The organism is Streptomyces sp. NPDC097107, from assembly GCF_044762405.1.
Classification (GTDB): Bacteria; Actinomycetota; Actinomycetes; order Streptomycetales; family Streptomycetaceae; genus Streptomyces; species Streptomyces thinghirensis.
The window spans coordinates 275,241-287,581 of record NZ_JBIWEF010000003.1 but is presented as its reverse complement, the minus strand read 5'-3'; the positions used below and the strand labels follow the sequence as shown (position 1 = coordinate 287,581).

General features: G+C 73.3%; 12 protein-coding genes. 7 read left to right on the top strand and 5 right to left on the bottom strand.

Annotated elements, in window-relative coordinates:
• Positions 1–55 precede the first annotated feature (55 nt).
• Complete coding sequence (locus ACIQ1J_RS08475) at positions 56–1,303, top strand: ricin-type beta-trefoil lectin domain protein (RefSeq protein WP_403555264.1); 1,248 nt, start codon at positions 56–58, stop codon at positions 1,301–1,303.
• A gap of 15 nt (positions 1,304–1,318) precedes the next feature.
• Here ACIQ1J_RS08475 and ACIQ1J_RS08470 read toward each other — a convergent pair whose 3' ends face one another.
• Positions 1,319–1,555, bottom strand: coding sequence for a hypothetical protein (locus tag ACIQ1J_RS08470; RefSeq protein WP_403555262.1), 237 nt, complete (start codon positions 1,553–1,555; stop codon positions 1,319–1,321).
• Positions 1,556–1,708: 153 nt separating this feature from the next.
• Here ACIQ1J_RS08470 and ACIQ1J_RS08465 point away from each other — a divergent pair, with 153 nt between their 5' ends.
• The 4 genes from ACIQ1J_RS08465 to ACIQ1J_RS08450 all read left to right on the top strand — a co-directional run bounded on the left by ACIQ1J_RS08465 (position 1,709) and on the right by ACIQ1J_RS08450 (position 6,026).
• Positions 1,709–2,740: a PHP domain-containing protein gene (locus ACIQ1J_RS08465; RefSeq protein WP_210958170.1), complete on the top strand. Its 1,032-nt coding sequence runs from the start codon at positions 1,709–1,711 to the stop codon at positions 2,738–2,740.
• A gap of 49 nt (positions 2,741–2,789) precedes the next feature.
• Positions 2,790–3,446, top strand: coding sequence for an HAD family hydrolase (locus tag ACIQ1J_RS08460; RefSeq protein ID WP_403555259.1), 657 nt, complete (start codon positions 2,790–2,792; stop codon positions 3,444–3,446).
• A 121-nt stretch (positions 3,447–3,567) separates the two neighbouring features.
• Positions 3,568–4,698 (top strand): aromatic acid exporter family protein, encoded by a 1,131-nt coding sequence (locus tag ACIQ1J_RS08455; protein WP_403555809.1) that lies wholly within the window; start codon positions 3,568–3,570, stop codon positions 4,696–4,698.
• Positions 4,699–4,994: 296 nt separating this feature from the next.
• Positions 4,995–6,026: an SDR family oxidoreductase gene (locus tag ACIQ1J_RS08450; RefSeq protein ID WP_403555257.1), complete on the top strand. Its 1,032-nt coding sequence runs from the start codon at positions 4,995–4,997 to the stop codon at positions 6,024–6,026.
• 84 nt (positions 6,027–6,110) lie between these two features.
• On the opposite strand, the gene ACIQ1J_RS08445 is transcribed toward ACIQ1J_RS08450, so the two are convergent.
• Together ACIQ1J_RS08445 and ACIQ1J_RS08440 are read right to left on the bottom strand one after the other, a co-directional pair.
• Positions 6,111–6,449, bottom strand: a complete 339-nt coding sequence (locus ACIQ1J_RS08445) for a hypothetical protein (RefSeq protein ID WP_403555255.1) — start codon at positions 6,447–6,449, stop codon at positions 6,111–6,113.
• A gap of 75 nt (positions 6,450–6,524) precedes the next feature.
• Entirely contained in the window at positions 6,525–7,811 is a 1,287-nt protein-coding gene (locus tag ACIQ1J_RS08440; protein ID WP_403555253.1) for an ROK family protein, read from the bottom strand.
• A gap of 419 nt (positions 7,812–8,230) precedes the next feature.
• On the opposite strand from ACIQ1J_RS08440, the gene ACIQ1J_RS08435 reads away from it, so the two are divergent.
• Positions 8,231–9,487 (top strand): aromatic acid exporter family protein, encoded by a 1,257-nt coding sequence (locus ACIQ1J_RS08435; RefSeq protein ID WP_403555251.1) that lies wholly within the window; start codon positions 8,231–8,233, stop codon positions 9,485–9,487.
• Positions 9,488–9,595: 108 nt separating this feature from the next.
• On the top strand, positions 9,596–10,657 hold the full coding sequence (locus ACIQ1J_RS08430) for a hypothetical protein (RefSeq protein ID WP_403555249.1): 1,062 nt from the start codon (positions 9,596–9,598) through the stop codon (positions 10,655–10,657).
• A gap of 125 nt (positions 10,658–10,782) precedes the next feature.
• Here the strand turns inward: ACIQ1J_RS08430 and ACIQ1J_RS08425 are convergent, their stop codons facing one another.
• Both ACIQ1J_RS08425 and ACIQ1J_RS08420 read right to left on the bottom strand, forming a co-directional pair.
• Complete coding sequence (locus ACIQ1J_RS08425; protein WP_403555247.1) at positions 10,783–11,508, bottom strand: DUF2470 domain-containing protein; 726 nt, start codon at positions 11,506–11,508, stop codon at positions 10,783–10,785.
• Between the two features lie 183 nt (positions 11,509–11,691).
• On the bottom strand, positions 11,692–12,300 hold the full coding sequence (locus tag ACIQ1J_RS08420; protein WP_403555245.1) for a TetR/AcrR family transcriptional regulator: 609 nt from the start codon (positions 12,298–12,300) through the stop codon (positions 11,692–11,694).
• Between the last annotated feature and the right edge of the window lie 41 nt (positions 12,301–12,341).

Below are 12,341 nucleotides of genomic sequence, written 5' to 3'. Positions count from 1 at the left end.
TACCCCCCACCTCGGTCGGCGCCCCGTCCCGGGACGCCGTACGGAAGGGAGAGCCGTGGTCCGTCCACGCCTGCTCCGCAGATGTCTCCTCGCCGCCGCCGTGTCCGCCGGACTGGCCGCTTCCCTGGTGACCGGCCCCGCCCAGGCGGAATCCGGAACCGTCGGGGCCGCCGACGCCTCGGCCGCCGCCGTGACGTTCTCCGACACCTTCGACGGACCGGCCGGTGCGGCCGTCGACTCCTCGAAGTGGCAGATCGAGACCGGCGACAACGTCAACAACCACGAACGGCAGTACTACACCTCCGGCAACAAGAACGCGGCCCTGGACGGCCAGGGCAACCTGGTCATCACGGCCCGCAAGGAGAACCCGGCCAACCACCAGTGCTGGTACGGCACCTGCCAGTACACCTCCGCCCGGCTCAACACCTCCGGGAAGTTCACCGCGCAGTACGGGCACGTCGAGGCGCGGATGAAGGTGCCGCGCGGGCAGGGCATGTGGCCCGCGTTCTGGATGCTCGGCACCCCGGTCGACTGGCCGGACTCCGGGGAGATCGACATCATGGAGAACGTCGGCTTCGAGCCCTCCACCGTGCACGGCACCATCCACGGCCCCGGCTACTCCGGCGCGGGCGGCATCGGCGCCGGATACACCCTGCCGGGCGGCCAGGCCTTCGCGGACGGCTTCCACACCTTCGCCGTCGACTGGGCGCCCGACTCGATCACCTGGTCGGTGGACGGCAACGTCTACCAGCGGCGCACCCCGGCCGACCTGGGCGGGAAGCAGTGGGTGTTCAACAGGCCGTACTTCCTGATCCTCAACCTGGCGGTCGGCGGCTACTGGCCCGGCGACCCGGACGGCTCCACCGTCTTCCCGCAGTCGCTGGTGGTGGACCACGTCTCGGTGACGACGAGCGACTCGTCCACCGGCGGCGCGATCAGCGGCCTCGGCGGCAAGTGCGTGGACGTCGCCGCGGCGAACTCGGCCAACGGCACCCCGGTACAGCTCTACGACTGCAACGGCACCGCGGCCCAGCGGTGGACGGTGGGCTCCGACGGCACGATCCGGGCGCTCGGCAAGTGCCTGGACGTCGACGGGGGCGGCACGGGGGACGGCACGGTCGTCCAGCTGTGGGACTGCAACGGCAGCGCCGCCCAGCGGTGGGTCGTCACCGCGGCGCGCGACATCGTCAACCCGCAGGCCGACAAGTGCCTCGACGCCACCGGCAACAGCTCGGCCAACGGCACCCGCCTGCAGATCTGGACCTGCACGGGCGGCGCCAACCAGAAGTGGACGGTCGGCTGAGGCGCCCGGCAGGCCCTAACGAGGCGTCCAGGTGAACTTGTCCCCGCCCACCCAGCGGACCACGTCCGGGTCGTCCAGGTCGTGGACCGTGATGCCGAAGGCCGCGGCGGCCAGCAGTACATCGGTGACCGCCTTGGCCTCACCGACCACCTGGCCGTCGATCTCCACGATCCGGAACGGCGGCGTGCCCGGCTGCACCTGGAGCACGAGGATCCGCGGACTGCCGATGTGCGGGCTCTCGATTTCGGTCATGCCTCGAGGGTAGGCCGGAACCCGCGGTGGCGGCCGGGCGGAGGAGCCTGCGGCGGGGCCGGGCGGCGGGCCCGCCCGGTCGCCCCGTGGTGCGGGCACGGGGGCGCTGGGGAACCCTGGACGTGCCGGAGCAGGCCGCAGGAGGAGGTGGCGATGGAGCCCGTCGAGGCGCTGGAGCGGATCGCGTTCCTTCTGGAGCGGTCCCAGGCGCCGACGTACCGTGTCCGCGCCTTCCGCACCGCGGCCCGGGTACTCGGTGAGCTGCCCGCCGGCGAGCTGCGCGAGCGCGCCGGGTCGCTGGAGTCCCTGAAGGGCGTCGGTCCCAAGACGGCCCAGGTCGCGCGCGAGGCACTGTCCGGTCAGGTGCCCGGCTACCTGGAGAAGCTGGAGGACGAGGCCCGGGCCCCGCTCGCCCGGGGCGGTGAACGGCTGCGGGAGCGGCTGCGCGGCGACTGCCATCTGCACTCCGACTGGTCCGACGGCGGCAGCCCGATCGAGGAGATGGGCCGGGCCGCCGCGGCACTCGGACACGACTGGGCGGCGCTGACCGACCACTCGCCGCGGCTGACGGTGGCGCGCGGCCTGTCCCCCGAGCGGCTGCGCGAGCAGCTGGACGTGGTGGCCGGGCTCAACGAGACCTGGGCGCCGTTCCGGCTGCTGACCGGCATCGAGTGCGACATTCTCGACGACGGTTCGCTGGACCAGGCACCGGAACTGCTGGAGCGGCTCGACGTCGTCGTGGTGTCCGTGCACTCCAAGTTGCGGATGGACTCCCGCGCGATGACCCGCCGCATGGTCACCGCGGTACGTGATCCGCACGCGGACATCCTGGGCCACTGCACCGGGCGGCTGCTGACCGGGCGGGGACGGCCGGAGTCGGAGTTCGACGCGGACGAGGTGTTCGCCGCCTGCGCGGAGTCCGGCACGGCCGTGGAGATCAACAGCCGGCCGGAGCGGCTCGATCCGCCGCGTCGGCTGCTGCGCCGGGCGGTGGAGGCGGGAGTGCTGTTCTCCGTCGACACCGACGCGCACGCGCCCGGCCAGCTGGACTGGCAGATCCACGGGTGCGCGCGGGCGGAGGAGTGCGGGGTGCCCGCGGAGCGGGTCGTCACCACGTGGTCCCTGGACGAACTGCTGGCCTGGACGCGGGAGGGCCGGACACCGCCCGGAGTGGCGGGCCGCTGACGTGGTACCCGCCGGGCCACACCACGACGGATCACGAAGGGAACAGTGCATGGAACGGGCCGCCGTGTTCGACGTCGACGGAACCCTCGTCGACACCAATCACCTGCATGTGGCGACCTGGTGGGAGGCGTTCCGGCAGGCGGGCCACCGAGTGCCGATGCACGCCATCCACCGTGCGGTGGGCCTCGCCTCCACCGACCTCATCGGGCACCTGCTGGGCGAGGACCGGGACACGGACCAGGACGCCCGGCTGAGCGCCGCCCACAAGGCGCTGTACGGACAGTACTTCGACCGCCTGCCGGCGCTGCCGGACGCCGGCGAGCTGCTGCGCCGCCTGGCCGGCGACGGCTGGAAGGTCGTCCTCGCCACCTCGGCGGGCGGCCCGGAGCTGGGCGCGCTGCGGCGGGCGATCGACGCGGACGACGCGATCGCCGCCACCGCGAGCGCCGACGACGTCGACGCGGGCAAGCCGTCGGCCGAGCCGGTGGAGCACGCCCTGGAGCTGGCCGGGATGCCGGCCGAGCGGGCGGTCTTCGTCGGCGACACCGTCTGGGACATGCGCGCGGGCAGCCGGGCCGGGGTGCGCTGCGTGGCGGTGCTGTGCGGCGGTCTGCCCCGCGCCGACCTGGTGGAGGCGGGCGCGGACGCGGTCTACGCCGACCCGGCCGACCTGCTGGCCTCCCTGCAGCGGAGCCCGTTCGCGTGAGCCGCCGTCTCGTGGCTCACCTCACGGCGTGTCGGCCCGCCGCACGGATACCCGGCACCGTATGACCGCTTTGACGAGTGCCCTCCGGGAGACGCTCCGGGGACGACGGCCCGTGACCGCGATGTGGCAGGGCACGTGTGCCGTCGGACGGTCCGTCCGGGCCGCCTGGCAGGGGCCCGGACGGGAACGCGATCTGGTGGTGCAGTCGCTGAAGGCCGCGGGCGCGGCGCTGATCGCCTGGGCCGTGGCGGGCGTCTGGCTGGACGATCCGATGGCGCTGATGGCGCCGTGGGTCGCCCTCGTCCTCGTACAGGCCACCGTGTACAGCTCGATCCGGCAGGCGGCGCAGCTGTTCGCGGCGATCTGTGTGGGCGCCCTGGTGGCCTCGGCGGCGCAGGCGCTCACGGACGACAACACCGGGGCGCTGATGGTGTCCCTGCCGGTGCTGATGCTGATCGGGAACTGGTACCGCTTCGGCGGGCAGGGCATCTACACGGCGACCACCGCGGTGTTCGTGCTGGCCTCCGGCACCGCGGTCTCGGCCTCCGCGGTCGGGCACCGGGTGGGACAGGCCGCGCTCGGCGCGGCCATCGGCGTCGCGGTCAACGCCTTCGTACTTCCGCCGATCCACCTGCGGGACGTGCGCGAGAACCTCGCGGCGCTGGCCCGGGAGGCGGGGGACGTCCTGCACTCCGTGGCCGACGATCTGCGGCAGGCCGAATGGGACGCGCAGACGACGACCGGCTGGTCGAGCGGCGCAGCGCGGCTGCAGCGCAGGCTGAAAGCCCTGGAGTCGGCCCGGTCGTGGAGCCAGGAGAGCCTGCGCCTCACCTACGGCCCGCTGCGTGCCCTGCGTCGAGCACCCGCCCCCGTCCCGCCCGAGGAGGAAGACCAGCGGTGGAGCCGCGTCACGGGGAACATCACGGCACTGACCCGGACGCTGGCGGTGGCGGCCGACGAGCACCGGACGCCCGCCCCGCCCCAGGGCGCGGTGCTGGACCTGTACGCGCGGTTGCTGAAGCTGATCGGCGACTCCTGTCACGCCGAGGCCGGCCTTCGTCTGGGCGAGAGCGCCGAGTCCGGCCCGGAGGAGGCGACCGAGGCGACGATGGAGGAACTGCACCGGCGGCTGCAGGAAGGACTGCGGGAGCACGCCGGACAGGAGGCCGCCCGGACCGCGGTCCTGGGCACGCTGCTGCTGCAGGCCGAGAACCTGTGGGCCGACATCGTGCCCAAGCCCCGACAGCAGTGACACACATCACCGCAAAACGAGACAGACGGTGGAACACCGGCAGCCGCTCCCCCGTTGAAGAGGGCGTGGGTACGGACGGGACAGTGTCCCCGGGCCCCACCTATTGCCCACAGGGACGATCGTTCGGCTGAAGCCCTGTGGAGCCTTTCGCCGAGAGGCGACCGCCGTCCGTATCCACCTCGTACCGCCCCGATCGTGATTCCCCCGTCGCGATCGGGGCTTCTTCCTGCGTGCCTCGGCGACCGGGCGGGTACCCGGTGAGCTTCCTACGGGCGAGCGGCCGAGAGGAGCGCAAGGTGAGCAGCGCAACGGGCAGCAGGATCGTGGTCACGGGTGCCACCGGCAACGTGGGCACCAGCGTGGTGCGGCTCCTGTCGGAGGATCCGGAGGTGGCGTCCGTGCTGGGGCTGGCCCGGCGGATTCCCGACTGGTCGCCCCCGAAGACGGAGTGGGCCGCGGTCGACCTGGCCTCGGAGCGGGCCGACCTGACCGGACACTTCGCCGGCGCCGACGCGGTGGTGCATCTGGCCTGGGCGTTCCAGCCGACGCACGACCCGGCGACGACCTGGCGCACGAACGTGCTCGGCTCCATCCGGGTCTTCGAGGCGGTGGCCGCGGCCGGGGTGCCGGCACTGGTGCACGCCTCGTCGGTCGGTGCCTACTCGCCGGGGCCGAAGGACCACGCGGTCGACGAGTCCTGGCCGACGCACGGCTGGCCGGACGCCGCCTACTGCCGGGAGAAGGCCTATCTGGAGCGCGCCCTGGACACCTTCGAGCGCGACCACCCGGGGATCCGGACGGTACGCATGCGGCCGGCCTTCCTCTTCAAGCGGGAGTCGGCGAGCGAGCAGCGCCGTATCTTCGGCGGCAAGTTCCTGCCGGGGCCGCTGGCGCGTCCGGAGCTCCTGCCCTTCCTGCCGGACATCCCCGGCCTGCGGGTGCAGGCGTTGCACACGGACGACGCGGCCGACGCGTACCGGCTGGCGGTACGTTCCGACGACGCCAGGGGCCCCTTCAACCTCGCGGCCGAGCCGACGGTCGACGCCGGGCTGCTCGGCGAGATGTTCGGTGCGCGTCCGGTGCGGCTGCCCCGCACCGCGGCCCGCTCGGCCATCGCCGCCGCGTGGGGGCTGCACCTGCTGCCCGCCTCTCCGCACCTGTTCGACGCGGTGCTGCGGCTGCCGCTCATGGACTGCACGCGGGCGCGGGCGGAGCTGGGCTGGCGCCCGGAGCACACGGCCACGGAGGTGCTGGAGGAGTTCCTCCTGGGCTTCCGGCAGGGCGCGGGGGCGGCCACGGAGCCCATGCGGGGGCGCAAGGTCGGCTGAGTCGGCCGAGCGCGAGGACGGGGGGCGGGCGCAGGCCCGCCCCCCGTCCTCGTTTCGCGTCGCCTCCGGTGCCGTACTACCCGGTCAGCCCGAGGACTCGTCGGGCGCCGGGTGTTCGGGGTGTACGGCACCCGATTGCGGTTCGCCCTGCCGGCCGGTCCCCGCCTCGTCCGTGTCCGGAACATCGGTGGCGGGCCGGGCAGCCGGTTCCGCCGTGCCGTCGCGGGCGTCGTCGGTGTCCTCGGTGTCGCCGTTCCGGGCGTCCTCGTCGTCCTCGGAACGCTGGCCCTGCTCGCGCTGCTCGCGCGTGGGCGCGGCGGCCTCCCACGGGTCGTCGCCGGTGCCGGCCTGCTGGTCGGGCATGTCCCGCGGGACGGGGGCGGCACCGTTCTCGCCCGGTCCCTCGAGGCGGTGGTCGGTCACGGCGCACTCCTTCTCACTGCGGTCCTGCGGTTCGTCCGAGCAGCATCGGGTACCTCCGCGACGACCGGCGAAACCTCAGTGCGCCCGCTCCTCCAGCGCCGTGCGCCAGGCGGGCTCCGGGGGCGCGGCGGCCGGCTCGGGGCGCCGGCCGCCGCGCGAGAAGAAGTCGGCCAGCGGCAGGATCGCGGCACCGACGGTGACCGCGTCCGGGCCGAGCCGCCCCAGGTCGACCGTCACCTTCTCGGCGGGATGGCGCAGCGCGTACGACATCGCGTGGCGGCGTACGGCGGGCAGGAAGCGGGTGCCGAGCTGGAGCCCGGCCCAGCCGCCGATGAGGATGCGCTCGGGCTGGAAGAGGTTGATCAGGTCGGACAGGCCGGCGCCCAGGTACTCGGCGGTCTCCTCCAGGACGGCGAGCGCGACCGGGTCCGCCGCCTCGTCGTCGGCCGGGTAGGCGGCGGCGAGCATCGCGGTCAGGGCGCTCTCCTCGTCGGTGCCCTCGGGCACCCGGCCGCCCTCTTCCCGCCAGCGGGCCAGCAGGGACTCGGCGCCCGCGTACGCCTCCAGGCAGCCGAGCGCGCCGCAGCGGCAGCGGCGGCCTCTGACCCGGACCGTCAGATGCCCCCATTCGACCGCCCGGCCGTGCTCGGCCTCGGGGGTGACGAGGCTGGCACCGACGCCGGAGCCGAACAGGACCACGACCGCGTTGCGGGCGCCGCGTCCGGCGCCGAACCACATCTCGGCCTGGCCGAGGGTTCTGGCACCGTTGTCGATGAGGTAGGGGACGGTGTCGGGCAGCGGGGAACCGGCGCGGAGCAGAGCCTCCAGCGGGACCGCGTCCCAGCCGATGGTCTGGCCGTGCACGACGGCTCCCCGGTCCGGGGTCTGCTCGACGATGCCGGGGACGCCGATTCCGGCGCCGAGCAGCCGCTCGGGTGCGAGGCCGGCCGCGCCCAGCACCTCGGCGATCCCGTCGCGGATGTGGCCGACGATCACCTCGACGTCGTACCGCTGCTGGGCCAGCGGGCGTTCGGCGCGGGCCAGTTCGGTGAGTGTCAGGTCGAACAGCTCGACGCGGACCCTGGTCTCACCGACGTCCACACCGATCATGTGGCCGCTGCCGGGGGCCACGCGCAGCAGGGTGCGGGGCCTGCCGCCGTCGGAGTCGACACTGCCGGCCTCCTCCACCAGGCCGTCGGCGAGCAGATCGGCGACGACGTTGCTGACCGAGCCGGAGCTGAGCCCGGTCGCCGGGCCCAGTTCGAAGCGGCTGAGCGGTCCGTCGAAGTAGAGCCGTTGCAGCACGGCCGTACGGTTGGCCCTTCTGAGGTCGCGCACCGTGCGCCCGTTCCGCCCCGTCATGTGGCTCCTCCCGTACCTTGCCCGGACTGCAACATACCTCTTCAGGACCACGGTACGCGACTTCCCTCTCCACTTAATTCATGCTATGAACTCGCGCCCGCGAAATTCACCGACATCACCTCCTCATGCCCTCACGGCTATCCACGCTGGGCGGAAACCCAGAGGGCCCAGATTTCGTCAGGCCGGGCCGTCGATACGCGATCGACGTTCCTCCATGGAGGAGCAGGCCGTCCGGACCCTCTGGAGGAGCAGGTCGCCCGGAGCCGGGGCAACCTGTCGGCCTTCCTCACCAAGCCGTCCGCCCGACGTTCACGGATGCCCGTCGGCGTACGGCGCGTGAGAGGCATCCCGCCCCCTTTGTCCGGTTACCGTCCTGTCCGGATACGTTCGAGGCGCCTGGGGAAGGGAACAGCCCGAGGATGCGGGATGTACGTAAGAGTGCGGCGGCGGCTCTGCGGCGGGTGAAGTGGCTCAGGGACCCCATGGTCGTGCAGGCGCTCCGATCGGCCGCCGCGGCCTCGATCGCCTATGTCATCGCGGTGCGGCTGACCCCCGACAAGTCGGCGGCGCCGCTCACCGCGCCCCTGACCGCGCTGCTGGTCGTCCAGGTCACCCTGTACGCCACGCTCAAGATGAGCTTCCGCCGTGTGAACGCCGTGGTGGCCGGGGTCCTGGTCGCCATCGCCTTCAGCCAGCTCGTCGGACTGAGCTGGTGGAGTCTCGGGCTGCTGATCGTGGCGGCACTGGGCGTGGGGCACCTGGTGCGGGCCCACGAGTTCGTGGCCGAGGTGGCGATCAGCGCGATGCTGGTGCTCGGCGTGACCTCGCACGGGAGCCTGGCGTGGGCGCGGGTGGTGGAGACACTGATCGGGGCGATCGTCGGGCTGTCGTTCAACCTGCTCCTCGCCCCTCCGGTGTGGGTGGAGCAGGCCGGCGAGTCCATCGAGGGACTGGCCCGGCGGGTGCGGCAGCTGATGCTGCGCATGGGTGAGGAGGCCGCCGACAGCACGCCGTTCCACGAGGCCGCGGCCCGGCTGCACGAGGCCCGCCGGCTCGACCACGACATCGGCGAGGTGGACGAGGACCTCCGTCAGGCCGAGGACAGCCTGCGGCTCAACCCGCGGGTACGCGAGGGCCTGCTCCACCGGGTGGTCCTGCGGACCGGTCTGGACACCCTGGAGATCTGCACGGTGGTGATGCGGGTCCTCGCGCGCACCTTCACCGACCTCGCGAAGGAACGTGAACCGGATCCCCTGTTCCCGCCCGAGACGGGCGCCACCATCCAGCAGCTGCTGTCCGAGATCGCCGACGCCGTGGTCAGTTTCGCGGTGCTGGTGACCACCAGCGCGAGCGAGGACGCCGAGTCCGCGGAGGAGCGCCTGACCGCCGAGCTGCGGCAGGCCGCGCTCACCCGGGACAAGCTGGCCCAGCTGCTCCTGACGGAGGTGCAGCGCAGTCCACTGCACTGGCAGTTGCAGGGCGCGGTACTGACCGAGGTCAACCGCATCATCGACGAGATGGACACCGAGCACCGCTCCCGCCGGCTCCTGGAGGAGCTGGACCACCACACGCGCGAGCTGCGCGAACGCTTGCCGCGGCTGACCCGCCTGCGGGACGGGGTGCGGGCCCGGCTCCGGAAGCGGAACCGCAGCGCCGCCGCGCGGCGTTCTCCTTGAGGAAGCGTCGTTCTCCTCCTTGTTCTCCTTAGTCGTTCTCCTCGGAGAGGGGCTTGAGGAGGAGGGAGAAGACGAGGAACAGTGGGACTCGGAAGAGGGGGCGTACGGATGACCGACACCAGCGTGCGGATCGACGGGAACAGACTGCTGCTGCCGGGCGGTGCGGCGGTCCGCTTCGTCCGCACCCTGCGACTGCCCGAGACGGGCACGCACGCGCTGCCGCCGGGGCTCGGCGAGTTCCCGGTCCGCCGGGTCGCCGACTACGCCGACACCGTGCCCGAGGCGTGGCGGGCGCGCGGGGGCGTGATGCTGCCGGTGTACCTGCGCGAGGCCATGTGGCTGAGTTTCGCCGGCACGACGGAGCCCGCCGCGCTCCAGGTCGGAGTGGGCAAGGTGTGCGCGGTCTCGGGCAAGCCCTGGAGCGACCGGCTCGCCCGCGACCCGCAGAACTACGTGGTGCTCCCCCGCCAGCCCTGGCTGGACGGCATCAACTCCGGAACGGGCACGGTCCGCCAGTTCGTGGCGGTACCTCTCGGCATGGGGGCGACCGTCGAGGGCCAGGTCACCGGCGAGGAGGTCTGGGGCGGCGTCCAGTTGCAGGCCTTCGCGCTGGGCGACGCCGAGCTGGCCCGCTGGCGCGAGGAGGAGCGGCGCCGGAGAGAACTGGCGCGCGGCGCGGCCCGGTCGGGCGGAGCCTACGGGGCCGCGATGCCGATGGCCGCCCCGGGCGCATCGGCCGCCCCGGGCGCGGCCCCGGCCCACGCGGGCGCGGCCCGGACCCGGTCCGCACCGGCCATGGGGCTAGGTGTCGGAGGGTCCATGCGCCAGGAGGTCTACCGCGACGAACGTCCGCTGACGGACTGGGCCGAGCGGCCCGCGGGCCGGGTCTTCGTGCATCTGGTGACGCCGCCGGAGTGGCGGCGCATCACCGGCGAGGCGCCGCCGCCGTCCCCCGTGGACCGTGCCGCGTACACGCGGGCCGGGCTGCCCTGGTACGACTACTACGACCAGGACGCCCACGACCTCGCGCCAACCGACCCGCTCCAGGACGTCAAGCCGGTCGGCGACTGGATCGGGGACGACCACGAGCCGTGGCAGTCGCCCGCACAGCAGCAGGTCCGGCCGCTCAAGGACGCACCGGGCGCACCGGTGGAGGACGGGGACTGGTAGTCACGGGGCCGCCGGCGACGCGGGGGCCGGGGGACGGGGCCGGCGGCGACGCGGGGCCGCGGGACGGGGCCGCGGCGACGCGGCGACGCGGGGGCCGGGGGACGGGGCCGGCGGGGCCGTTCACCTCACCCGTCGCCGTCGGTGCGCTGCCGTTGCAGGGCCCGGGGGCAGGAGGCGGCGCTCGCCTGCGCCAGCAGCACGTGCATCCGCTCGGTGAGCTGCGCGACGTCGCCGGCGGGCGCATGGAAGGGCAGGCGTACGTCGCCGTGTGAGCGGGCGCGCTCGACGCGCAGCGTCAGTCCGTGCCGGTCGACGGCGAGCGGCCGCACCCGCACCGCGCCGTGCAGGCTGTCGGCATCGACGAGCCGGGTCAGCCGCTCCACGGCGTCACCGTGGCAGTCGGCGAGGTGGGTCAGCAGCCGGGCCTCGGCCAGAGCCAGCGGGTCGGGCCCGGCGGCGGTGAACTCGTCGAGGCCGACGACCACGGCACCGGACGGCTGCCGCAGCACCACGCGGGTGGGCGTGAACGCCAAGTGGCCGTCCTCCAGGACGCACCAGCCCGCGAGCCAGAGCCTGGCCCTGATCCGGCCCCGTACCGGGACGGGCGCCACGTCGGCGAACTCCAGCACGGCGGACGGCTCGCCCCGTGGCGCGCAGATCGCGGCCGCGAGCAGTGCGCTGTCCTCGGGCACGTGCAGCAGCACCCGGCCGTCGTCGGCCACGGAGTGCGCGCCGACGAACTCCTCGCGGCCGCCCTCCGCGGTCACCGCGCAGGACCAGGCGGCGGCGAGTACGGAACGGGCCTGCTCCGCCGCGGCAGGAGCGGCCGTCCAGGTGTGGCTGTCACCCATCCCCGACCTCCTTCGTCAGTTCATTGAGCACAGATCATCAGGTTCATTAGGCAAGGCTCACCTAACCTATAGGAGATCGAGGTGTGCGCCAACCTGGACGGGTGATCTTTGCGGAACTTCTCAGTGCACCAGAGGGCGCATTTCAGCGACTTGAGCGCGCGTTCCTCAGTGCAACGGGGGCGCTCACGGCGCGATGACACCCAGCAGAGCCCGCGCGCACAGGTCGCGCACCTGCTCACGGGCCGGCTCCGGGTCCCGCAGCCACTCCAGGCAGACCGCGGTGGTGAACGCCAGCCAGCCGCGCACCGCCAGCCGTACGTCGGCCCGTGCCTCGAAGGCCGGGCCGAACTCGGGGTCCGCGGACAGGGCGTTGAGGATCTGCCGCTCCTGCGCCGCGAGGGCCTGCCGATAGACCCGGCGCACCGCCTGGTCCCCGGCCGCGTCGGCACGGTGGAAGGCGCGGTATCCGTGCGCGTGGGCCCGGACGTACTCCAGATACGCGTCGAGTCCGGCGGTGAGCTGCTCCCTGACCGGAACGCCGGGCACGGCCGCCGTCATCCGCAGCATGCGCTCACTCTCGCGCTCGACGACCGCCGCGAAGAAGTCCCGTTTGGTAGGGAAATAGTGGTACAGCAGCCCCCTGGAGACGCCGGCGATCTCGGCGACCTGCTCGATCCACACGTCGTCGTAGGGACTGTCCGAGAACAGCCGCGCGCCCACCGACAGCAACTGCTCCCGCCGCTCGCCGGTGCTGAGCCGGCGGCGCGTGCGCTCGCCCTGGTTCGCGGCCATGTGCGCACCTTACTTGACGTCGGTTCAACAACGGGCGGAGA

Excerpts from the sequence above, each read along its gene's own strand:
- ACIQ1J_RS08470 (WP_403555262.1), bottom strand. The coding sequence starts at position 1,555 with ATGACCGAAATCGAGAGCCCGCACATCGGCAGTCCGCGGATCCTCGTG.
- ACIQ1J_RS08465 (WP_210958170.1), top strand. The coding sequence starts at position 1,709 with ATGGAGCCCGTCGAGGCGCTGGAGCGGATCGCGTTCCTTCTGGAGCGG.
- ACIQ1J_RS08460 (WP_403555259.1), top strand. The coding sequence starts at position 2,790 with ATGGAACGGGCCGCCGTGTTCGACGTCGACGGAACCCTCGTCGACACC.
- ACIQ1J_RS08455 (WP_403555809.1), top strand. The coding sequence starts at position 3,568 with ATGTGGCAGGGCACGTGTGCCGTCGGACGGTCCGTCCGGGCCGCCTGG.
- ACIQ1J_RS08440 (WP_403555253.1), bottom strand. The coding sequence starts at position 7,811 with ATGACGGGGCGGAACGGGCGCACGGTGCGCGACCTCAGAAGGGCCAAC.
- ACIQ1J_RS08435 (WP_403555251.1), top strand. The coding sequence starts at position 8,231 with ATGCGGGATGTACGTAAGAGTGCGGCGGCGGCTCTGCGGCGGGTGAAG.
- ACIQ1J_RS08430 (WP_403555249.1), top strand. The coding sequence starts at position 9,596 with ATGACCGACACCAGCGTGCGGATCGACGGGAACAGACTGCTGCTGCCG.
- ACIQ1J_RS08425 (WP_403555247.1), bottom strand. The coding sequence starts at position 11,508 with ATGGGTGACAGCCACACCTGGACGGCCGCTCCTGCCGCGGCGGAGCAG.
- ACIQ1J_RS08420 (WP_403555245.1), bottom strand. The coding sequence starts at position 12,300 with ATGGCCGCGAACCAGGGCGAGCGCACGCGCCGCCGGCTCAGCACCGGC.